The 22,198-nt window shown below is 76.3% G+C and carries 18 protein-coding genes; 4 read left to right on the top strand and 14 right to left on the bottom strand.

Going from position 1 to position 22,198, the window contains the following annotated elements:
• Positions 1-276: 276 nt before the first annotated feature.
• Positions 277-756: a PaaI family thioesterase gene (locus tag GXW83_RS22575; protein WP_182444873.1), complete on the top strand. Its 480-nt coding sequence runs from the start codon at positions 277-279 to the stop codon at positions 754-756.
• 76 nt (positions 757-832) lie between these two features.
• Here GXW83_RS22575 and GXW83_RS33615 read toward each other — a convergent pair whose 3' ends face one another.
• The 14 genes from GXW83_RS33615 to GXW83_RS22625 all read right to left on the bottom strand — a co-directional run bounded on the left by GXW83_RS33615 (position 833) and on the right by GXW83_RS22625 (position 18,740).
• Positions 833-937 carry an ALQxL family class IV lanthipeptide gene (locus GXW83_RS33615; RefSeq protein WP_192045056.1) on the bottom strand — a complete coding sequence of 35 codons (105 nt, stop codon included), beginning with the start codon at positions 935-937 and terminating at the stop codon, positions 833-835.
• A 57-nt stretch (positions 938-994) separates the two neighbouring features.
• Complete coding sequence (locus GXW83_RS33620; RefSeq protein WP_192045057.1) at positions 995-1,105, bottom strand: ALQxL family class IV lanthipeptide; 111 nt, start codon at positions 1,103-1,105, stop codon at positions 995-997.
• 59 nt (positions 1,106-1,164) lie between these two features.
• A complete protein-coding gene (locus tag GXW83_RS33625) occupies positions 1,165-1,269 on the bottom strand; it encodes an ALQxL family class IV lanthipeptide (protein WP_192045058.1) in 105 nt (34 codons plus the stop codon).
• A 105-nt stretch (positions 1,270-1,374) separates the two neighbouring features.
• A complete protein-coding gene (locus GXW83_RS22580; protein WP_182444874.1) occupies positions 1,375-3,387 on the bottom strand; it encodes a prolyl oligopeptidase family serine peptidase in 2,013 nt (670 codons plus the stop codon).
• Positions 3,381-6,194 (bottom strand): class IV lanthionine synthetase LanL, encoded by a 2,814-nt coding sequence (gene lanL, locus GXW83_RS22585; RefSeq protein ID WP_182444875.1) that lies wholly within the window; start codon positions 6,192-6,194, stop codon positions 3,381-3,383. Before lanL ends, GXW83_RS22580 begins: the two co-directional genes overlap by 7 nt.
• Before the next feature lie 305 nt (positions 6,195-6,499).
• Positions 6,500-7,126 (bottom strand): GAF domain-containing protein, encoded by a 627-nt coding sequence (locus tag GXW83_RS22590; protein WP_370466890.1) that lies wholly within the window; start codon positions 7,124-7,126, stop codon positions 6,500-6,502.
• Entirely contained in the window at positions 7,126-7,968 is an 843-nt protein-coding gene (locus GXW83_RS22595; RefSeq protein WP_182444877.1) for a S8 family serine peptidase, read from the bottom strand. The genes GXW83_RS22590 and GXW83_RS22595 overlap by 1 nt, the downstream gene beginning before the upstream one ends.
• Positions 7,969-7,972: 4 nt before the next feature.
• Positions 7,973-11,419 carry an adenylate/guanylate cyclase domain-containing protein gene (locus GXW83_RS22600; protein WP_182444878.1) on the bottom strand — a complete coding sequence of 1,149 codons (3,447 nt, stop codon included), beginning with the start codon at positions 11,417-11,419 and terminating at the stop codon, positions 7,973-7,975.
• 37 nt (positions 11,420-11,456) lie between these two features.
• A complete protein-coding gene (locus GXW83_RS22605; RefSeq protein WP_182444879.1) occupies positions 11,457-11,657 on the bottom strand; it encodes an aroma-sacti cluster domain-containing protein in 201 nt (66 codons plus the stop codon).
• Complete coding sequence (locus tag GXW83_RS22610; RefSeq protein WP_225447181.1) at positions 11,654-12,442, bottom strand: iron-containing redox enzyme family protein; 789 nt, start codon at positions 12,440-12,442, stop codon at positions 11,654-11,656. The genes GXW83_RS22605 and GXW83_RS22610 overlap by 4 nt, the downstream gene beginning before the upstream one ends.
• Positions 12,439-13,539: a radical SAM protein gene (locus GXW83_RS22615; RefSeq protein WP_182444880.1), complete on the bottom strand. Its 1,101-nt coding sequence runs from the start codon at positions 13,537-13,539 to the stop codon at positions 12,439-12,441. Before GXW83_RS22615 ends, GXW83_RS22610 begins: the two co-directional genes overlap by 4 nt.
• A 125-nt stretch (positions 13,540-13,664) precedes the next feature.
• Positions 13,665-13,913 carry a hypothetical protein gene (locus tag GXW83_RS34355; RefSeq protein ID WP_225447182.1) on the bottom strand — a complete coding sequence of 83 codons (249 nt, stop codon included), beginning with the start codon at positions 13,911-13,913 and terminating at the stop codon, positions 13,665-13,667.
• Positions 13,892-15,580: a BTAD domain-containing putative transcriptional regulator gene (locus tag GXW83_RS22620; RefSeq protein WP_225447183.1), complete on the bottom strand. Its 1,689-nt coding sequence runs from the start codon at positions 15,578-15,580 to the stop codon at positions 13,892-13,894. The genes GXW83_RS34355 and GXW83_RS22620 overlap by 22 nt, the downstream gene beginning before the upstream one ends.
• Before the next feature lie 211 nt (positions 15,581-15,791).
• Positions 15,792-18,740 carry an AAA family ATPase gene (locus GXW83_RS22625; protein WP_182444881.1) on the bottom strand — a complete coding sequence of 983 codons (2,949 nt, stop codon included), beginning with the start codon at positions 18,738-18,740 and terminating at the stop codon, positions 15,792-15,794.
• A 200-nt stretch (positions 18,741-18,940) separates the two neighbouring features.
• Between GXW83_RS22625 and GXW83_RS22630 the strand changes: the two genes are divergently transcribed.
• The 3 genes from GXW83_RS22630 (at position 18,941) to lanKC (ending at position 22,192) form a co-directional block, all read left to right on the top strand.
• Positions 18,941-19,087 (top strand): hypothetical protein, encoded by a 147-nt coding sequence (locus GXW83_RS22630; protein ID WP_182444882.1) that lies wholly within the window; start codon positions 18,941-18,943, stop codon positions 19,085-19,087.
• Between the two features lie 113 nt (positions 19,088-19,200).
• Positions 19,201-19,377: a hypothetical protein gene (locus GXW83_RS22635; protein ID WP_182444883.1), complete on the top strand. Its 177-nt coding sequence runs from the start codon at positions 19,201-19,203 to the stop codon at positions 19,375-19,377.
• Between the two features lie 136 nt (positions 19,378-19,513).
• On the top strand, positions 19,514-22,192 hold the full coding sequence (gene lanKC / locus GXW83_RS22640; RefSeq protein WP_182444884.1) for a class III lanthionine synthetase LanKC: 2,679 nt from the start codon (positions 19,514-19,516) through the stop codon (positions 22,190-22,192).
• Positions 22,193-22,198 lie beyond the last annotated feature (6 nt).

The raw sequence follows: 22,198 nt of genomic DNA on the forward strand, positions 1-22,198 counted from the left end.
ATTCGGCCACCCTTCGCGGCCGGAGCTTCACGTTCCGCTGTACGCCATCGAGCCCCCCAGGAGCCCGGATATGCCGCGCCGGGAATCGTACGCGGAGGAACTCGATCAGCGGCAGATTGGCCTGATCCGGATTGCCTCCCGCATTGCCGCTCGCACGGCCCGCCGTCGACCCGTCGCGCCCGGCGGGCGGCCGTCCGTGGACAAGCGCCGAATTCCCTATACGCTGAAGCCCATCCCCCGCACTCCCTGCCGACCACTGCTGCGAGGCCAGAAGAGATGCCCACCGAGTCCAGCACCGCGGCCGGCGATGTCGACGTCGTGATGAGCCCGGAACAGCTCAATGAGTTGATAGACCGTCAGTTCCCGGACTATCCCGCCTGCCGCGTGGTCCGGGTGGACCGCCGGACGCTGACCATGGCGGTGGACGGCAACCGCCTGCGCACCCGCCCGGGCGGCACGGTCTCCGGCCCGGAGCAGGCGGGTCTGGTCGACCTCGCCGCCTTCCTGCTGATCAACGCCCGGCTCGGCCCCACGCTGATGGCGCTCACCAGCTCCCTGCAGATCAACTTCCTCAACCGGCCCCGGCCCGGCGATCTGCGGGTCGAGGCCAGGACCGCCAAGTTCGGCCGCCGGCTCTGCGTGGTGCTGGCCGAACTCATCGGTGCAGAAGGCGAGTTGGCGGCCAGCGCGACGCTGACCTATGCCATCCCGCCGATCGCGGAGCAACTCCCGCAGGGCCTGTCGGGCCTGTCCTGAGCCCTGAGCACAAGGCTGGCCCCGCTCCGGGCGGAGCGGGGCCAGCACCTCTGACACGCGGGAGCAGTCGGCCCGGTCAGAAGCTGGTCCAGGAACAGGTCCACGGGCACACCGGGATGAGGCCCTCGGCCTCCGACTCGTCGCTCTCCAGCGCCTGCAGCGCGTCCACGTCGATCGTCATCTCACGTCACCTCCCCTGCACGGCACGGGTCTTCGATGGGTCGCCGGGTTCGGCGACTCAGAAGGTGGAGCCGGTCCAGGAGCAGGTCCAGGTGCAGTCCACCACCAGGCCCTCGGCCTCCAGCTCGTCGCTCTCCAGCGCCTGCAGCGCATCCACGTCGATCGTCATCTCACGTCACCTCCCCTGCACAGCACGGGTCTTGGATGGGTCACGGGTGCTTCGGCCTCCTAGAAGCCGGTCCAGGAGCAGGTCCAGGTGCAGTCCACCACCAGGCCCTCGGCCTCCAGCTCGTCGCTCTCCAGCGCCTGCAGCGCGTCCACGTCGATCGTCATCCCACGTCACCTCCCTTCGTCGCTCGGTCCGGCGTGCTCGGTCTCAGAGGAGTTCCGGCCGGGTCCGCCGGCATCTCCTGGGGTCGTCGTCGTCCACCGTCTCCGTCACCTCCCTTCGCTGGGCCGGGCTGCCCGGTGCGGTTCCGGCTCGGGCCCTGGCTCGGGCCCTGGCTCGGGCTCGGACTCGGGCCCTGGCTCGGGCTCGGACTCGGGCTCGGGCTCGGCGAGGAAGGCCGTCAGCCGGTCGTCCAGGCCGGCCCCGGCCGGGCAGTCGGAGGGGGTGTGCCCGGCCCCCGGTACCTCCCAGTACTGGAAGTCCGGGCCCTCGCGCCGACCGGCTGCGAGCAGCCGCCTGCGCAGCCGCCGGGAGTGCCCGACCGGCACCACCTCGTCGGCGACGCCGTGGACCAGCAGCAGCGGGGCGGTGATCCGTTCGGCCAGCACCCACAGATCCCGTGGGCCGAGGCCGTCGGCCGCCGTCCGGCGCTGCCCGTCGAGCCGCTCCACCAGCCTGCGGACCGGGGGCGAGCCGTCGGCGTGCAGGCGCGCGCCGGAGAGGAAGGGGGCCACCACCGCGCAGCGGGACCAGGCGTCCGGGTCGGCCGCCGCGGCGAGCAGCGCCAGGAACGCGCCGTAGCTGACCCCGTAGAGCACGGGCGGGCGCGCGGAGCCGGGCCTGCCTGCGGCCAGGGCCGCCGCCAACCGGCGCACGTCGGCCAGGTCGGGGCCGCCCCAGGCGCCGTGGATGGCGGCCGCGTGGGCGGCGCCGTAGCCGGTGCTGCCGCGCTGGTTGGGCGCGACGACGGCGATCCCGGCCCGGGCGAGCCGGTGCAGCAGCGGGTCGTACCCGAGGTCCCAGTGCGCCTCCGGGCCGCCGTGCAGCGCGACCGCGACCGTGTCGGCGGTGCGCCAGTCGCCCCGGCAGACGGCCTCGAACGGGCCGTCCGGGCCGGTGAACTCCTGCACCGTGACGGTCTGCCCGGGCGCGGGCACGGGCACGGGCGCACGCGGGTGTGCGTACGTGGGCGCGGGCGCGGCGGGTCGGCGGACCGGGCGGTGCGGCTGCGGGGCGGCCACGTCGACCGGGCGGTCGGGCGTGGAGTACGCCACCCGCAGGCCGTCCGGCCCCCAGGCGGCCGAGGGGTGGATCGCCCCCTCGGGCAGGCCGGTCGCCTCGTCCGACCGGTCGGCGGGCAGGTCGTGGACCAGCAGGCGGGTGCGGACGCCCCGGGTCGCCCGCAGCGCCAGCCGCTCCCCGGACGGGTCCAGGGCCAGCGGCAGCACCGCGCCGGTGATCGCGTTCAGCCGCTCGGGGTAGCGGACCGCCCCGGGGTCGGCGAGGTCGGCGCAGCCGAGCCGCAGCCGCCCGGGCGTGCCGCAGGCCAGCAGCAGCAGCCCGGAGCGCGGGCTCGCCAGCAGCAGGTGCGCGGCATCGGCGCCGGGGAGCGGCGGCAGCGGTTGCCGGCCCCCGGTGGTGAGGTCGATGACGACCGGCCAGGTCCGGCCGTCGTGGCGCAGGTCGGCGCCGAGAAGGCGGCCCGACCGGTCCAGCGCGGTGGTGGCGCCGAGGCGGCCGGGGACGTCCAGGACCGGCTCCAGCCGCAGCGGCGCGGCCGGCACCCGGTAGAGCCGGGAGCTGCCGTCCGGGCCCGCGCCCACGGCCAGCGCCAGGCTGCCCGGCTCCGGGCTGCGCACCAGTTGCAGTCCGCGCCCGGGTACGGCCACGGCGTCCACCACCGTGCCCGAGCCGGGGTCGGCCAGTTGGAGTTCCAGCCGCTCTCCGGCCGGGCGCAGCAGCAGGACGCGGCCGTCGTCGGTGGGGAAGGGCTGGGACTGCACCGTCACGTCCAGCGGCAGCACCCGGCGGCGGGCCGGGAGCGGCCCGGGGCCGAAGGTCCAGTGCTCCGGGTGGAGCGTGCCGAGGGTGGTGCGGACCAGGGCGGCGGCGTACCGGGCGTCGGCGGAGAAGCGCAGGCTCATCCGGCTGCGGACCGGCGGCTCCGGCGCGCGGTACTCCGGCGCGGACGGCCACGGCGCGGGCTGCTCCGGCGCGGGCTGCTCCGGCGCGCTCTGCGGGCGGGGAGCGGCGGTGTCGGTCGCGCGGACCGGCGTCACCACGGTGCACGCCCCGATCCGGCGCCCGCGTCGGCGAGTTCCGGTTGCCGGGGCAGGCCCGGGGCGGGCAGGGCGAGGGAGTCGGGCAGCCACATCCGGGGGCCGCCGTGCCGCAGGCGCAGCAGCAGGCCCAGCATCCCGGCCATCCCGGTGTTGTAGTCGGCCCGTACTGCGCCGAGCGTCTCGTCCGGCAGCACGAGCAGTCCGTCGCGGTGGACGCGCCGGGCGTGGGCGCAGGCGACGAGTTCCCGGGCCCAGTGCCGGTAGCGCGGCTCGTCCAGCGCGGCGGCCAGGTCCAGCAGGAAGTCGGCATTGCCGGCCAGGCCGTGGCAGGCGACGGGCGCGGCCTGCCAGCGTCGGCGGTGGACCTCGGCGGCGGCCTGCTCGGCGAGTTCGCGGTAGCGCGGTTCGCCGGTGGCCTGCCAGAGCCGGATCAGGAAGGTCCCGATCCCGGACGCTCCGCTGCACCAGTGCGGCAGCGGGGCCGCCTTGGCGGTGTCGGTGTCGCCGACCGGCCACCAGGCCGAGGTGCCGTCCGAGCGGGCGGCAGTCACCAGGGTGTCCCCGGCGCGCCGGGCCTGGTCGACGAAGTCAGCGCGGTCCGTGGCCGCCCCGGCGAGCAGCAGGAAGGTGCCGACACCGGCCACGCCGTGGCCGAAGCCGAGGTGGTTCGCCCCGGCCAGGGCCGAGTCGAAGTCGTCCGGGATCGGCCAGTTGACCCCGGAGCGGCCCGGACGCGCGGCCGTGAGCACTTGCTCGGCGGCGTCCACGGCGCGGTCGCGGAAGTCCGGCTCGCCGGTGGTCCGCCAGATGTGCAGCTGGGCCAGGCCCGCCCCGGCGAGGCCGTGGCACACGTCCGGGTTGGGCCAGCGCAGGGGCACCTGGCGGGCCAGGTCCAGCGCGTGCTGCTCCAGCCGGTCGTCGGCCAGCAGCCGGGCGGCGTCGAGCAGCGTCCAGGCGGTTCCGGAGCGGCCGAAGTACAGCCCGGGCAGGGTGCGTTCGCGTCGGCCGAGGCGGGTGACGATCCACTCGGCCGAGTCGGCGACGGCGGCCCGCAGCCGGTCGTCGTCGCGGACGGCGGCGGCCGCGGTGAGGACGGCCAGCACCCCGGCCGCGCCGTGCTGCACGCTCAGGGCGTCGACCCGGGCGGCGAAGCCCTCGGCGGGCCAGAGGTGGTCCGGGTCGTCGGGGGTGCGGGTGGCCAGGAGGTGGCCGAGTCCGTCGGCGAGCATCCGGTCCTCGGTGTGCTCCGGCAGTACGTCGGGGTGGTGCGGCGGCGTCCCGGACGGGCGGGCCGGGGAGCCCGGCGGGGCCGCGGCGCTCGGGGCGGCCCCGCCGGCGAGCCCGGCCAGGAACTCCTCGGCGCGCCCCAGGCTCCAGCGCTGGCCGGGCTCCTCGGCCAGCAGGCCCAGGGCCACCGGCAGTAGCGGGCTCAGCCCGGGGTGGCCCTGGAGGATCCTGGTGACCAGCTCCCGCCGCCGTTCGCCGTCGCCGCCGGCGTTCGGCTGGTCGGGCACCAGCACCAGTTCGGTGCCGCAGGCCAGGTGGACCAGGGTGGCGCCGAGGCTGAAGAGGTCGGCGCGGTGGCCCGGGGCCGGACCGTCCAGCGGCGAGGCGACCACCTCGGGCGCGCCGTAGCCGGGGGTGTAGGCCGGGCGGACGTGGTCGCCGGGGCGGGCGACCATCTCCAGGTCGATCAGCCGCAACCGTCCGTCGGTGGTGACCATGAGGTTGTTGGGGTTCAGGTCGCGCAGCACGTACCCGGCCCGGTGCACGGCGGCGACCGCGGCGACCAGCTGCCGGGCGAGGTGCAGCACCGGGCCCAGGGCGGGCTCCGAGCGGCCGGCGACCCACGCCCGCAGGGTCTCGCCGTCGACGCGCTCCTGCACCAGGTAGTGGTTGCCGCCCTGGGTGAACTGGTCCAGCGCCTCGGGGGCCAGCCCCAGCGGGGCGAGCACGGCGTGCATCGCGGCCTCGTGCCGCAGCATGGCGGCGGCGTCCTGCCCGCTCAGCTGCGCGCCGACGTGCCGTCGGGCCTCCTTGACGACGACCTCGCGGCCGGTCTGCCGGTCGGTGCCGAGGAACACGCCGCCCTTGTAGGCGTGCCGGATGGCCCGGCGCACCACGTAGCGGTCGTTGAGCAGCACCGCCGCCGGGCGCGTGGTGTCCGTGTCCGCCGGTGCGGCGTCCTCGGGCAGGGGCGGCCGCGCCCACGCGGGCGGGCTGTACCAGGGCAGCCGCTGGTCCTTCTGCAGCTGCCCGTCGGGGGCGGTCAGCATCGGCTCCCAGGAGCCGTCGTTGCCGAGCCGCAGCACCGCCTTGAAGCCGCCGTAGCGGTAGTGCACCGAACTGCCGGGCCGGTAGGGGCGGTCGGAGAGGATGCCCGGGTTGGGCAGCCCGCTGGTGGCCCGGTGCAGTGCCTCGGCCAGGCGGCGGAACTGCTCGTCGTCGTCCGGGTAGGCGGTGAGGAACTTGCCGCCGCCGCCCCGGTCGTAGCGGGCGCTGACCAGTTCCGCGGCGCGGCCGAGCGTGCCCGCGAACTTGAAGGTGGCGCGTTCGGCGAGCAGCACCTCGGCGCAGCGGTGCAGCACCAGCGGCGCGGCGAGCGGGGTGGCCGAGACGTGCAGCTTCCACCCCTGGTCGGGCAGCGGGCTGCGGCGCGCCGGTTCGGCCCGGCACCAGAAGGGGCCCGGCGTCAGCGTCCAGTCGTCGGCGCCCCGGGCGGCGAGCACGCTCCGGACGATGCCGGGCAGCAGGTCGGCGTCCCGTTCCGGTCCGCGCGGGGCGACCGCGCTGTCCGTGCCCGTCATGCTCGCCTCCGTCACCGCACTGTGGACGACCGAGCCGTGGTTCCGGCTCCGTCTCGGTGATTTCATGCTGGCAGCGGGGCCATGGCCGGGCATGGGTGAGCCGCACCCATCTTTGGCCGCCCCGCCCGGTCGGCACCGGGGCGGAGCACGCATGGACGCCGGGCCGTGCGTCGAGCCGCGCACCGGGCCCTGCGCCAGGCCGGGCGCGGCGGCCCGGACATGCGGAAAGGGGGCGCCCGGGCGGGCGCCCCCCTGGGTCGGGAGCGGGGTGTCGTGCGGACGCCGGTGGCGGCGCGCGGGCGCGGTCAGCTCTCCCGCAGCAGCTGGTCCAGGCTGCTGACCAGGCGCAGGGCGGCGTCGCGCCGCTCCGGGCCGAGGGGGAGCTGCAACGGGCCCACCGGGGCCGGGTCCGGCGTCCCGCTGCGGCCGCGTCGGCCGACGATGACGCGCAGGGCGGCGGCTGCCTGCCGGGCGAACAGCGCCAGCAGGTCGAGCTCGCCCAGGCTGGAGCGGGCCTGCGGGGAGGGGTCGAGCACCTCCAGCACGCCCAGGATGCGGTTGCCGTGGATGAGCGGGGCGGCCATCAGCGCCTGGGGCACGTACGCGGTCGACTCGGCCAGCGAGCGGTCGAAGGAGGGGTTCCGGGTGAGGTCGTCCACCACCATCGGCTCCCCGGAGACCAGCACCCAGCCGGCGATCCCGCTGCCGGCCGGGAAGCGGCTGCCCACCAGGGAGTTCTCGCCCTGCCCGGAGACGGCCTGGAAGACCAGCTCGTCGGTCTCCTCGTCCAGCAGCATGATCGAGCTGGCCTGCGCGCCGAAGATGGCCCGGGCCACCTCGACCACGGACTCCAGCAGTTCCTGAGCCATCGGCTCCTGTTCCGTCGCCGTCTGCGCCGCGGCGGGCGACGGCGGTTGGCTTCCCTGGGTGATCATGTGGCATCCCTGTCGCTGATTCGGACGTTGGCCGCGGAGAGGTAGAGCGCGTTCTTCAACTGAAAGGTCGTCATCCTCGGGTGCTGGGAGAGGATGCGGGCGCACTGGCCGCTGATGAAGGGGGTGGCGAAGCTGTTGCCGCTGGTGCGGATGGAGCCGCCGCCGAGCCAGGCGACCGGGACGTTCTGGCCGGGGGCGAAGAACTCCACCGGCGGATCGGGGTTGTAGAGGTAGAGGTCGGCCTCCTCCTGGTGGCTGCCGACCGAGATGACCGAGGCGAACCGCCAGGGGAAGCTCTCCACCGGGGTGTTGTGCGCCGAGGCGACCAGCGCGGTCCGGGCGAAGTACGCCTCGTCGGCCAGCGCGTGCAGCTCCTGCATGAACTGGATCCTGGTGGTGGACAGGCTGAGGTTCACCACGTCGAAGCCCTGGCGCACGGCCCAGCGCAGCCCGGCGAGCAGGACGTCCCCGCTGCCGGAGAAGCGCTCCCCCAGCACCCGGACGCTGTACAGCTCGCAGTCGGGGGCGATCCTGCGGATGATGCCCGCGCAGGCCGTGCCGTGGCCGCAGCTGTCCCCGGTGTCGGTGGGCCGGACGGTGATCTCCCCGTCCGGGCCGTCCTTGGCGACGACCCAGGAGCCGTCCACCGGGCCCACCAGCGGGTGGTCCCGGTCCACGCCGGAGTCGACCACGCACACCCGGACGCCGCGCCCGGTGGCCTCGCCCGACGTCCAGGTCGGCGGCACCGGCTCGCGGTCGGCCAGGACCGGCACGTCCTCGGGGCGCCTGCCCCGCAGGCTCCAGGTCAGTTCGGGGTCGGGCGGCACCACGGTCTCCATCGAGTCAGCTCCTTGTTCTCGGCTGCGGCCCGGCCGCCGCGCCGCTGAGCGCCGCGGCCCAGCGGACGCCGGGCAGGTGGCCCTTCTGGGCGAACCGGGCCCCGGCCGTGGCCGCCGCCGCGGCGGCCTGCTCCGGTCTGCCGAGCAGCCGCAGCGCGTGCGCCCGGTCCAGCGCGGCCACCGCCTGGACGATCGGGGAGTCGGTGCGGGCGGCGGCCTCGACCGCGGCCCGGGCGAGCCGCAGCGCCTCGCCGCTGCGGCCCCCGGCGGCGGCGATCCGGCTGCGGATACCGGCCTCGTCCACCGCCTCGGCCCCGGGCAGGGTGCTGGGCTGCCCGGCGGGGGTCAGCCGGTCCAGGGCCTCGGCCGCCTCGGCCCAGCGGGCGTCGTCCGCCAGCAGCCGCGCCGTCTCCAGCGAGACGGTGGCCAGCAGTCCGCCGCCGCCCAGCCGTCCGCCCGCCTCGGCCGCCTGCGCCAGCCGGCTCAGCGCCTGCGCCCGGCGTCCGGTCAGCGCGTCGACCGCCGCCGCGAAGACGGGGATGAAGACCTCGGCCTCGGCATAGCCCAACTCCCCTGCGATGGAAGCCGATTCGGCCAGCAGCCGGTGTGCCTCGGCGGGCTGGTCGCGCAGCGCGAGCAGCATCGCCAGCGGGCAGCCCAGGGTGGCCCGCACGGTTCTGCGGCCCGGGCCGTGCTCGGCCAGCAGCTCCCGGCAACGTTCGACGGCCACCGGCACCGGCTCGGGCCCGCGCCACAGCGAGATGCCCATGGCGCCCAGGGCCACAGCCCGCTCCGGCTCGGCGTCGGCGCGCCGGGCGTGCGCCAGGGCGCGGGTGAGGGCCTGGTCGGCCCGGCCGTGACGGCCCTGCACCTGGTAGTGCTGGGCCAGCCGGATCCGGGCCCGGGCCTGGCCGAGGTCGTCCCCGGCCGCCTCGAACACCGGCAGCACCGCCTGCGCGGTCTCGGCGACGGCGGCCGGACCGCCCGGGTCCAGCGTGGCCAGCGCGAGCCGGGCATGGGCGGCCTCCACCCGGTCCACCGGCCGCCGCAGGTCGGTGCCGGGCGCGGGGTGGTCCGGCGCGGGGTGGTCCGGCGCGGGGTGGTCGGGCGCGGGGGTGGCGGGCGCGGAGTGGTCCGGCGCGAGGTGGTCGGGCGCGGGGGTGCCGGGCGCGGGGGTGCCGGGCGCGGGGGTGCCGGGCGCGGGGGTGCCGGGCGCGGGGTGGTCGAGCAGTTGGCGCAGCAGTCGGCGTCCCTGGTCGGTGCGGCCGAGCGCCAGTCTGGCCTCGCCCAGTCGGCGGGTCGCGGACACCCCGGCGGGCTCGCCCGGGCGGGACAGCCGGACCGCCCGGTCCAGCAGGTCGTCCGCCCAGGAGAGGTCGGACCGGGACAGGGCCAGCGCGCCTGCCCGGGCCAGGCCGTCCGCGGCACGGCGGCGCAGGGTCTCGGTGTGCGCGTCCAGCAGCCCCAGCTCGGTGCGGTAGCGGTGGGCCCGCTCCAGGTGCGCGGCGACCGCGCCGTGGCCGTCCGCGCGTACCGAGGCCAGACCGGCGGCCCGCTCGTGCCGCTCGGCCCGGGAGCGCTTGGACATGCAGGCGTAGGCGACCTCCTGGACGAGGCCGCTGCTGAAGCGGAAGGCGATCCGGTCGGGCGCGGTCCGGCGGGCCGGCTCGACCAGGCGGCGGCGGCTCAGCCGCGCCAGCGCGGCGCGGGCCGGGCCCTCGGAGCCGTCGCCGGTGCCGACTCCGCCGCCCAGCTCGTCCTCGGGGCCGGAGGCGGCCAGCCGGACCAGCTCGTCGGCGTCGAACTCCCGGCCCAGCACCGAGGCGAGGTCCAGCGTGACGCGCTCGGCGCGCTCCAGCGCGTCGATGCGGGCGCCCAGCAGGGCCTGCAGGGTGGCTGGCACCCCCTCGCCGACACCGCCGGTACCGGTCGGCCCGGCGGCACCTGCGGGCAGGTCGGAGACGTCCATGGCCAGCAGCTGCTCCAGGTGCAGCGGGTTGCCGCCAGCCCGTTCCAGCAGCCGCTCCGAGACGCAGGCGCTGTGGGCGCCGACCTCCGTCAGCCCGGCGGCCAGCCGCACGGCCTCCTCGGCGGACAGGCCCGCCAGCGGCAGCGCCCGCCCGGCGGCGCCCCAGCCGGGACGGGTGTCGAACAGCTCCGGCCGCGCCAGGCAGACCACCAGCACCGCCGCCGCGCCCAGCTCCGCCACCACCCGTTCCACCACGTCGAGCAGGACCGGGGTGGCCCAGTGGGCGTCGTCGACCACCAGGACGACCGGGGCGCGGGCCGCCAGCACGGACAGCAGGCGCACCAGCGCGGCGCAGGTGTCGTTGACGGAGGGGTTGGGCGTGCCGTCCAGCAGGAGCCCGGCGTCCAGCACCGCCAGCGCGTCGGCGACGGCTTCGGAGCCCGGGTCGGCGACGGTGCTGGTGCCGTTGCCGGTGCCGGTGAGCGCCGGGGCGTCCGGGTGGCGCAGCGCGTGCTCGTCCAGGACCTGCCGCAGCGCCTCGGCCAGCGGGGTGAGGCTGCCGCGGTCGCCGTAGGTGCGGCACCGCCCTGCGCCGCACAGGGCGCCCCGGGGGCCGGAGCGGTCGCGGCGGCCGAGCCACTCGCGGACCAGTCGGGTCTTGCCCAGCCCCGCCTCGCCGCCGACGACGGCCAGCTGTGCGCCGCCGCCCCCGGCCGCACGGTCCAACACGGCGTCCAGCCGGGCCAGTTCGCGTCCCCGGCCGACGAAGGGGAGGTCGAAGCGGCGCAGCAGGCCGGGATCGTCGTCCCCCAGGCCGAGCAGCCGGTGGGCGGAGACGGGTTCGGCCTTGCCCTTGAGGTGCAGCGGCCCGACCGGGGCCACCCGGGCGGCCGGTCCGGCGGCGCGCAGGGTCTCCGGGCCGATCAGGATCTGCCCCGCGCCCGCGTTCTGCTCCAGCCGCGCGGCGACGTTCACCGTCTCGCCGGAGATCAGCGCCTGCCGCGTGGAGTTGTCCGAACCGGCCACCACCTGGCCGGTGTTGACGCCGATCCTGACGTCCAGCCGTACGCCCAGGGCGGGTTCGAGCTCGGCGTTCAGCCGGGCCAGTGCCTCCAGCATGCCCAGGGTGGCGGCCAATGCGCGCCGGGCGTCGTCCTCGCGCATCGAGGGCACGCCGAAGACGGCCATCACCGCGTCGCCGATGAACTTCTCCAAGGTGCCGCCACAGGACTCGATCTGATGGCGCATCACTTCGAAGTAGCGAAGCGTGACCGAGCGCAGGGTCTCCGGGTCGAGCGCCGCGGAAAGTCGGGTGGAGCCGACCAGGTCGCAGAAGACGATGGTCACCACCTTGCGTTCCTCGGCCCGGCCGGAGCGGACCGCCGTCGCGGCGGAGACGGCGGACGGCCGGTTCGGTGTGCCGCAGGAGGGGCAGAAGCGGGCGTCGGTCGGCAGCGGGTGGGCGCATGCGGAGCAGTTCATCAGGGTGTCCTTGCCTGTCCGGCCGAGGCCGCGGCCGTCAGAAGAGCGCGCCGCCGGCGATCTCGCTGTGCGCCTGGACCTCCGGGCCGACCTCGTCGAGCCGACTCTTGATGTCCAGCAGCAGCGCGAGCTCCTCCGGGCCGAGCTCGCGCAGCACCTCCTGCTGCTCGCTGGTGAGGACGTCGACGGCGAACCCGGCCGCGCCCAGCCGTTCGAGGGTGTCGTGATGCTCGGTCATGTCGGGCCTCCGGTAATGGTCGCGCTCGGGTTCGGGGTCGCGGTCGTGCTGGGGTTCGGGGTCGGGCTCGGGGTCGGTGCGGCCAGCCGGTGGAACAGCCGGGCCAGGGCGGCGGCGGTGTGCAGCGCGCTGACGGTGACCGCGCGCTCCTGCTCCCCGGTCAGCGGGAGCGCGTCCAACAGCCGCTCCAGCGCGCGCAGATGGCCGCTGTCCAGGGCGGCATGGTCCCTGACCGTGCGCACGGCCGCCGCCGGCAGGCCGGTGCAGGCCATCAGCCGGTCGGCGAGCCACGGCGCGGGGGCGTTGCCCTCGAGGACCAGGACGTAGCCGAGCAGGGTGACCGGGTGGTGGTGCTCGATCCAGTAGTACTGCGCCCCGGCGAGTTCGGCGACCACCGGCGGGGGCAGCCGGAGCAGCGGCTCCGCCGGGTCCGCCCCGGCTGCGGCGAGGTCGGCCAGCAGCCAGTCGTCGTGGCCCTGCTCCTCCTCGGCGTGCTCCTCGAAGTACCGCCGCAGCGGCTCAGCCAGCGGATCGCCCGGGCCCAGCCCGGCGCAGCGGGCGGCGGCGCGCAGCATCAGCGGCACCGACGCCCGGATGACGGCGTGCATGGTGTGCAGGTACTCGACGTAGCGCCGGTCCAGGTCCGGCTGCTGCCACAGGGCGTCCATGGCGGCCCGCAGCGCGGGCGCGGCGAGGCCGAGGGTGACCCGCAGCCGGACCGACGCGGCCGGACCGGACGCGCTCGGGCCGGACGCGCTGGGGCCGGGGGCGGTCGGGCCAGTCATCGGTGGGCCGCTTCCGCCGGGCGGTCCTGGGCCAGCGTCACCAGGTCGGCGTAGGCGGCGCTGCCGTGCCGTCGGACCAGCTCGGCGGGCCCGGCCCCGGCCTGCCGCCGCTCGGCCTCGCGGTCCAGCAGCTCGCCGACCAGCCCGCTGGCGTCCCGGGCGGCGCCCGCCAGCGCCTCGGGGCGGTCGCCCAGGGCGCGGCAGGTGGAGCAGTAGCCGCCGGGGCGGCCCTCAGCGGGCCGTTCGGCGCCGGCCCGGGCGAGCAGGTGGAGCGGGCCGACGGTGCGGATCATCCGCAGCGTCGGCGAGCCCAGGGCCCTGCGGCGGACGGAAGCCCAGTCGTCCGAAGCGATATGACCGAGCGTCAGATGTTCCGGTGCGGGGCGCCGGTCGACGGTCTGCTGGTTGCAGCAGGCGAGGACGGTGCCGTCGAACGCCACCACCGGCCAGGCCGCCATCGAGCACGGCAGCGCCCGGGAGCCGTCGAGCTGCGGGCGGGCGGCGGCGGCCCAGGCCGCGGCCCGGCCGACCGGCCGGACCTCGTTCACCAGCATCGGCACCTGCCCGCCGAAGGCCCGGCGGATGTCGGCGGTGGCGTCGGCCAGGTAGGGGTCGTCCGGGCCGGTGCCGGCCAGGTGGAAGCTGGCGGCGACGCCGGAGTCCAGGACCTGCCGCACCGCCCGGAACACGTCCGCGCGCGGGACCTCCCGCTCGTGGAAGGCGTCCAGGCTGGCCGAGAAGTGGTCGACGGCGGTGATCGCCCGCATGATCCGGGCCGGTATCCGCTCCCGGCGGGCGAAGAACATCCCGCTGAGCAGCACGCTGCGGGTGCCCGCCCGCCGGGCGGCGGCGGCCAGCCGGGCGGCGAGGCCGGGCAGCAGCAGCGGCTCGCCGCCGGTCAGCAGGACCGCCTCGGGCCGGTCGTCCGGGGTGAACGAGCCGACGAACCGCAGCAGTTGCTCGGCGCTGGGCTCCTCACCGGCCATGGTCGACCCGGTGGAGCAGTGGGCGCAGCTCAGCGGGCAGCGGCGGGTCAGGGTGACCAGCAGCCCGGCGCAGCGGACCGGGCGCAGTCCGATGAGTTCGGCCAGGTGCACTGCCGCCCCCTCGGTGGTCGTCTCGGTCGTTCGGTCGTCGTCTGGACGGTCGTCGGCCGCGCGGTGGGGCGCGGTGATCCGGGACAGCGTCCCAAGGGCCGGTTGTCCGGCGGTTGGCGAACGCTTCAGGACCGGTATGCCAGCAGCTCGGCACAAGTGTCCGGGGCCGCGTCCGGGCCCGCTTCCGCGTCCGGCGCGGCGGGGGCAGGGACCAGGCTGAGCCCGGGGCGTCCCCCGGGCTCGCCGTGCCGGGCGGTGTCGCGGGCGTACAGCTGGGTGAGCAGCGGCAGCGAGTACAGCACGGTGTGGGCGGCGACCTCGCCGTCCGGTGCGCTGACCGCCCCGGCGTCGATCAGCGACTCCAGCTGCCGCATGGCGGCGTCCGCCCCCGGCCGAGGACGGCGGCGGCCTCGTGGAGGGTGAACGGGCGGGCGAGCGGCAGCCGGGCCAGCCGGAGCAGCGCGGCCCGTCCGTCCGCGGGCAGCTCGCGCCAGCCGACGGCCAGCCGGGGGCGGACCGCCACATCGCCCGCGGCGAGCTCGTCCAGCAGCCCGGCGGAGCCGGCCAGCCGGTCGGCGTACTCGGCCAACGGCAGGTGCCGGAGCACCGACAGCCGCATGCCGCTCACCCGGACGCCCAGCGGCAGCAGCCCGCTGGCGGCGACGATGCGCTCCGCCGCCTCCCGGTCCGCCCGGACCCGCTCGCTGCCGATGATCCGCTCCAGCAGCTCCAGCGCCTCGGCCGGGGCGTAGGGGCGCACCTCGGACCGGTGCGCCGCCGACAGCCCGGCGAGCTGGCTGCGGGAGGTGACCAGCGCCGCGCCTGCCCCGGTGCCCGGCAGCAGGGCGCGCGCGGCGGACTCGTCCGGGGCGTCGTCCAGGACCAGCAGCATCTTCCGGTCGGCCAGCCAGCCGCGCCAGGCCGCCGCGGCGGCGTCCGGATCGTCGGGCACGCTCCCGGCCAGGCCGGTGAGGCGCAGCAGGTCCCCGAGGACGGAGGTCCAGCAGCGGGGGGTGCCGTCCTCGGCGCGCAGCCGCACCAGGAGCCGCCCGTCGGGGAAGTCGGCGCGCATCCGGTGCGCGGCGTGGACGGCGAGGGTGGTCTTGCCGGTGCCGGTCGGTCCGACCAGGACGACCGTCCGGCCCTCGGCGCGGCGCAGCGCGTCGGTCAGCCGGGCCAGTTGGGCCTGGCGGCCGGTGAAGTCCACGGTGTCCGCGGGCAGCAGGGTGCGGCCGCCGCGCCCGGCCGCCGCGCCGGAGGCCGACGGTCGGCCGGGGTCGGGCCGGGCGTCCGGCGCGCCCGAGCCGTCGGCCAGGATCGACCGGTAGAGCTGCTCCAGAGGCGGGCTCGGGGCCAGACCCAGCTCGCGGGAGAGCAGCTGCCGGAGCCCGTCGTAGGCGGCCAGGGCCTCGGTCCGGCGGCCGGTGCGGTGCAGGGCGCGCATCCGGGCGGCCTGCAGCCGCTCGCGCAGCGGGTGCTGCTCGACCAGGTCGTCGATGCCGTGGAGCACCGCCTGGGCCTGGCCGGTCTCCAGCGCGGCCTCGGCCCAGTCCTCGTAGATGCCGAGGCAGCGCAGATCCAGCCGCTCGGCCTCCGCCTGGAGCGGCTGCGAGCAGCGCAGGTCCGGCAGGGACTCGCCCTGCCACAGTTCCAGGGCCTGGCCCAGCAGGGCGGCGGCCGAGGCGAATCCGCCCTCGGCGGCGGCCTCGCGGCCGGCCCGGGCCAGCGCGTCCAGCCGGTGCGTGTCCAGCTCGCCGGAGGCGATCCGCAGCAGATAGCCGCCGGGGTGCAGGGCGAGCCGTTCCGGGCCGGGCCCGCGCCCGAGCAGGGTGCGCAGCGCCGACGCGTACACCTGCAGGTTCTTCCGGGCGGTGCGCGGCGGGTCGTTCTGCCAGAGCGCCTCGGTCAGCAGGTCCACCGGGACGGGGGTGTTGGCCCGGCAGAGGAGCTGGGCCAGGAGCAGCCGCTGCTTGTGCGGGCCGAGCGGCACGGGCAGGCCGCCGGCCCGGACGGCGAGCGGGCCGAGGAGGGAGAAGGTCATGGGGGTTGCCGTTGCCGTCGGCTCCGCTCCCCGCTGTTCGTGTGCCACCGCCGCGCCTCCGATGCCGTTCCTGCGCGGAGCCCCTGGTCCGGCTCCGGCTGCACCGCTGATGCTCCGCCAGGCGCGGCGCCGGGGTATCGGGGCCGGCTACCCAAGTTCTCTCCGGCGGCCCGGCCGAACCCCCGGACCGCCCCCGAAAACCGTCGGCGGCTCAGGGGCGGTCGGCCAGTTCGACCGACAGCCGGCACAGGCCCGCGCGGTCGGGCCGGGCGGTCTTCTGCAGCAGGCTGGCTATGTGCTTCTCGACGGTGCGCGGCGAGATGGACAGCCGCCGGGCGATGTCCTGGTTGCCGGGCCGGTCCGCCAGCAGCGCCAGCACCTCGTACTCGCGCGGGGTCAGGCCCTGGGCCCGCAGGTCGGCGGGGATCAGCTCGCGCCCGCTGCGGCGCTGCGCCACGTTGGCGCCCGCCTGCCGCAGCAGCGCCCGGCAGGCCCCGGCCACGGCCGGGATGTCCTGGCTGTGGAAGTACTCCTCGGCGGTGCGCAGCCAGGCCACCGGCTCGCCCCAGCCGTCGGCCAGGGCCGCCTCGGCGACCAGCCGCAGGCCCAGGTGGTGCGCGGTCGGGAAGACCCCGGCGGTCGTGCGCACTTCGTCGACGATCCGGGCGGCCTGCTCGGGTCGGCCCTCCCGGCCCAGCAGCACGGCCTCGGTGAGCTGCAGGAACTGCCGGTTCCAGGCGAGCCCGGCCGCCGGGGCGGCGGCCACGGCGGCGTACTCGGCCCGGCCCCCGCCGCCGTCCCCGCCTCGGCCGCCGTCCCTGCTCCCGCCGCCGGAGAGCACCGCCAGCAGCGGGCGCAGGCCGTACCGGCCGGAGAGGTAGTGCAGGTTGGGGTGGCGCGCCTCCCAGGCGGCGCTCGCCGCCAGTTCGGCCGTGGCCGCCGCCCGGTCCTCCTCCAGCAGTGCGCAGACGGCCCGGCAGAGCCCGAGCATCACCGGCACCAGGATGGATTCGCCGCCGCCCGCCTTCTCGAATCTCAGCAGCGCCCGCTCCATCTCCCGGCGGCGGCCGCGGTGGGCCTCGAGGGTGGCCGCGGTCAGCAGCAGGTAGCGGTGGGTGGAGATGTTGCGCATGCGCTCGGTGGCGCCCAGGCAGCGGCCGATGATCTCCGTGGCGGCCTCCGGCTCGCCACGCAGCACCGCCTGCATGGCCAGCAGTCCGTCGGCGTTCTGGGTGAGCACGATCGAGCCCAGCTCGCTGGCGGCCTCCCGGGCCTGCTCGACCCTGCGGCCGTCGCCGGTGCGCATGTACGCGTTCACGCCCAGCCGCATCAGTGCCTCGACCCGCCACACCGGCAGGGAGTTGGCCTCGGCGACGGCGAGCATCCGCTCCAGGCAGACGTCGGCGGCCTCGAAGCCCAGCTCGCGGGCCATCAGTGCGAGCACCTGCCAGGACTGGCAGGCCAGGATGGGCAGTTTGGTGCGCTCGGCGAGTTCGACCGCCTCCCAGACCGGGCGCTCGGCGTCGGCCGTCCACTCGTCCCGGCCGGGGAGCAGGGCGAGGTGTCCCTCGACCACGGCCAGTGCGGCCAACTGCTCCGGGCTGCCTGTGGAGCCGAGCAGCCGGCGGGCCTCCTCCACCTGCCGGACCGCGTCCGCCGCCCGCTCGGCGGCCACCGCGGCCCAGGCCAGCCGGGTGTACAGGGCGATCCTGCGGTCCTGGTCGAGGGCGGCCGCCCCGGTCGCGGGCAGGTTCTGGGCCAGGGCGAGGGCGGAGTCCAGCTGGCCGGCCTCGGCCAGGGCGTACAGCAGCGACTCCATGATGCCGGGCTTGCCCGCCGGGGCGGCGAGCTGGTGGGCGCGCTGGAGCAGCAGCACGGCCGACGCCGACATGCCGTCGGCCAGCGATCGGCGTCCGGCCTCGGCGAAGAGCAGCGCCGCATCGGTCGGGTCCCCGGCCGTGACCAGCAGCCCGGCGACCAACTGACATCGGTCGTCCGAGAGTTCGGGGTCGGCGCGCTGGAGCGCGTCGGCGGCGTGCCGGGCGGTGGCGGCGCGCTCGGCGGGCGGCATGCTGGCCAGCACCGCGTCGGCGGTGAGCGCGTGCCGGAAGGCGTACCGGTGCGGGGCCGTGCCGTCGGGGACGATCAGGCCCGCCTCGGCGGCGGAGCGCAGGTACGCGAACAGGCTGCGGTCGTCGTGACCGGTGATCAGCTGGAGGTGGGTGACCGAGAAGCCGACGCCCAGCGAGGCCGCCAGCAGCACCACTTCGCGTACCTGCGGGTCGAGCTGGTCCACCCGGTGGCCGTAGCTGCGGATCACCGTGGCCGGGACGGTCGCGGAGAGGTCGCCGCCCACCTGCCAGCCGTCCGGGCCGGGGAACAACAGGCCGGAGCCGACGATCTCGGCCAGCAGCTCCTCGATCAGGTAGGGGTTGCCGTCGGCGCTGTCCACCAGCCGTTCCACCACCGCGGCCGGGACGCGGTCGGCGGGGGTGTTCAGGCAGCCGGCGGCGAGTTCCCGCACGGCCGGCGGGGTCAGCGGCCGCAGCTCGGTGACGGGGGCGGCCCGGCGCCGGTCGGCCTCGCGGACCAGCCCCAGCGCCGGGCCCGGCTCCGGCCGCAGCGTGGCCACCAGCAGCACCGGCAGTCCGGCGAGGTTGTCCACCAGGTACTCCACGACGGCGACGGTCTCCGAGTCGGCGTCGTGCAGGTCCTCCAGCACCAGCAGGCAGCCGGTGTCCCGGCCCAGCACGGCCAGCAGCCGCAACAGCGCCTCGGCCAGCTCGATCATGCTCTCGTGGCCCGAGTAGCCCGGCGCCGCCTGCCGCCACTCCGGGACCAGCCGGGCCAGGGCCGGGCGGTAGGGGTCGAGGTCGGCGTCGGTGGGCGGGCCGCCGACCCGGAAGCGGGAGGCCAGCGCCTCCGTCAGCGGACGGAACGGCGTGCCCGCGCCGGTCGGCCGTCCGCGTCCGCGCAGCACCGGCAGGCCCAGCGCGGCCGCCTGCGCGGTGCACTCGTCGACCAGCCGGGACTTGCCGATCCCCGCCTCCCCCAGCAGGAACAGCGCGCGTCCGGCGTGCTGCCGCAGGCCCGTCAGCGCGCCGCTGAGCAGGGCGATTTCGGTGTCCCGACCGACGGTTGCCGCTGAAGTGGTCCGCATGACCCCTGAGGCTAATGGACCAGAACGAACATTCCCTAGCAGGAAGTGAGCAACTTCGGTCGATCCCCGCCGGGCTGCGGCAATACCGGGTGCATACCGCTGCCAGGCCGACTCCGAACCGGCGCCTCCTAACTTTCCTTCTGTCGGCGAAACCAACCGGCGCCGCTTCGGCGGAACCCCGTTACCCACAAGGAGCCACCATGGCTGAGCAGAACACCCCCGAGACCGAGACCGACGAGGTCGAGGCGCACAGCGAGTCCGTCCTTCCGCTGCAGGAGCTGACGGACAACCCCAGCAGCGACCGCGCCGTGATGTCCAGCTCGGTGAGCCTCGCCGCCTGCGCCTGACCGAACAGGGTCACCGCTGCGCCCGGCTGCCTCCACGCGGCCGGGCGCAGCGCCGTACCACCCCCGTGCAGCCCGTGCAGAACCCGTGCAGCCCGTGCAGAAGGAGAAGGCCAATGACCGACCCCCGTGGCCACGCGTCCGAACCGGTCGGGACCGTGGAGTCCGTGGACGAGGTGGAGGCCCACCTCTCCGTCCTGCCGTTGCAGGAGTTGGGCGTCCGCGAGCACCCGGCCGAGGCGGGCGCGGACCTCATCCACCCGATGAGCGCGACCAGCCTGGCCGGCTGCTGAGGAACGCCCCGCGCCTCGACTGCACCCGACCGGGGCCGGGCGCGCGGACGGGCCCCGCAAGGACCCTCCCCGCGCCCGGACCGTGGCACCACCGGGCCCGCCGCCGGCCCCGTCCCGTTCCGTTGTGGAGATGGTCATGAGCCTTCCGATCCCGTACATCATCGCGGACCGCGAGTTCTACGCGCCGCTGGAGTGCAGCCGTGAGCGCGGTGAGGAGTACCGGCCCAGCCAGGTCCCGCAGGGGTGGCTGGAGACCGAGTCCGCGATCTGGACCATGTGGTACCACCAGGGCGTCCTGCGCGGCGTCGAGGACGGCTGGAAGGTCCACGTCTCCGCGCGGCCGGGCCGCCAGGCGGCCGTCCTGGACCTGGTCGCCGACGTCTGCTTCGCGCAGGACGTCGCCTTCAAGCACCTGTCCTCGCACCTCTTCTACTTCTGGACGCACCACAAGCACGCCTCCCGGGCGCAGGGCGGCAAGTTCATCGCGGCCTACCCCACCGGCGTCGACGCGGCGCGCACGCTGATGGAGTCGCTGCGCGAGACGCTCGCCGACGAGGAGGGCCCCTACATCCTCAGCGACCGGCGCTACCGCGACTCGCGCACGGTGCACTACCGGTACGGCGGGTTCACCCCCCGCAGCCGGCTCACCGCCGACGGCACCCGGACGCTGCTGGTCCGCGACGGCGACGGCCGCGAGGTCGAGGACCGCCGGGGCGTGGCCTTCCACCTGCCCGCCGGGGTGGCCGACCCGTTCACCACCGTCGCCAAGGCCGCGCCGACGCCCGCAGCCGCGCCCGCGCCGAAAGCCGCCGATCCCGCACCGAAGGCCGCCGCGCCCGCGCCGATCACCGTGCACGGCTTCGTCTTCGAGCAGGCCGTGCAGTACAGCAACGCCGGCGGGGCGTACCTGGCGCACGAGGCAGCCACCGGACGGCCGGTCTTCATCAAGGAGGCCCGCGCCCACACCGGCCTGAGCGCGGGCGACGTGACCGCGATCGAGCAGCTGCGCCGCGAGTGGGAGATCCTCCGGGCGCTGCACGCCGCCGCGCCCGGGCTCGCCCCCGAGCCGGTCGGCTACTTCCACCAGTGGGAGCACGCGTTCATGGTCACCGAGCGGATCGGCGGCGCGCCGCTGAACCGCTGGATGGTGCTCAACCAGCCCATGCTCGGCGTGGACCGCCGACCCGAGGAGTTCACCGAGTACCACGCCCGCTGCCGGCGCATCCTCTCCCAGGTCGAGCAGGCCCTGGAGCGCCTGCACGCGCTCGGCTACCTCTTCGTGGACGTCAGCCCCGGCAACGTCCTGGTGACCGACGACGACCAGGTCAGGCTCATCGACTTCGAGGGCGTCCACCGGCTCGGCACCGACTTCGCCTTCATCGGCACCCCGGGCTACACCCCGCCGACCGCCCTGGTCGGCGACGACCTGGCGATCTACGACGACTACGGGCTCTCCGCGCTGGCCCTGCTGCTGCTCGGCCCGTTCCACCAGGTCGTCATCCGCAACCCCGACGCGCTCGCGCACCTGCGCCACGACCTGCACGAGCGGGCGCCCGTCCCGGAGCCGCTGTGGCAGCTGGCCACCCGCTACCACCGGCCGGGCACCCCCGGCCGCGACCCGCAGGGCGCCCCGCTGCCCGGCCCGGAGCAGGTGGCCGCCGAGCCCGAACGGCACCTGGCCGACCTGCGCGACGCGATCGCCGACGGGCTGCTGGCCATGGCGGAGCCCGAGCACCCCGCCCGGGTGTTCCCCACCATCGCCGAGGGGTACCAGAGCAACACCCTGTGCGTGGCCTACGGCACCGCAGGCGTCGCCCACGCCCTGCACCGCGCCGGACGCGAGCTGCCGGACGGCGTCCTCGACCGGCTCCGCCGCGAGGCCGTGGACTCCGCCGACGACCTGGGCCCCGGGCTGTACGTCGGGGCGTCCGGGATCGCCCGGGTGCTGGCCGACCAGGGGCACCCGGAGGAGGCCCGCAGCCTGCTGGCGGCGGCCGACCGGCACCCGCTCACCAAGGAGTCCGCGACCCTGTTCGGCGGCTCAGCCGGGCTGGCCCTGGCGCACCTCGGGCTCTACCGGCACACCGGCGACCAGCAGCACGTCGACCGGGCCCTGGAACTGGCGGCGGCGCTGCCGTCGAGCCGGGAGCTGACCCCGCTGCTGGGCCCGGACGACGCCACCGGCCTGCTGCACGGCCGCTGCGGCATCGCCCTGATGCTCCAGCAACTGTCGCTCGTCACCGGCGACAGCGCCCATCTGGCACGCGGGGTGGAGCTGCTGCACGCCGAACTCGACCGGGCCGTCGACCCCGGCGCCGCCGGGCTGGAGTTCCCGGTCTCCGCCGTCGACCAGCGCAGCCTGCCGTACCTGTTCTGCGGGTCGGCCGGGATGGCGCACACGGTCACCCGCTACCTGCGGGTGGTGGACGACGCCCGGCTGGCCGAGGCGCTGCCCCGGCTGCTCGCCTCGCTGCGGATCACCTACACCGTGATGCCCGGCCTCTACCAGGGCCTCTCCGGCCTGGGCCTGGCCCTGGCCGAGCACGCCGACCTCACCGGCGAGCAGGCGAGCCGCCGGGACGCCACCCGCGTCGCCCGCGCCCTGTTCAAGTACGCCGTCAACCACCCCACCGGGGTGCGCCTGCTCGGCGACCAGCTGATGCGGTACAGCACCGACCTGTGGAGCGGCTCGGCGGGCCTGCTGCTCTTCCTGAGCCACCTGCTGGAGCCGCGCCCCGACCCGCTGTTCACCGTGGACGCGCGCACCCCCGTCGCCGCGCCCGCGAGGAGGACGCCCGATGCGCCGGTCCGGTAGCCGCAG

This window comes from Streptacidiphilus sp. PB12-B1b, from assembly GCF_014084125.1.
Lineage (GTDB): Bacteria > Actinomycetota > Actinomycetes > Streptomycetales > Streptomycetaceae > Streptacidiphilus.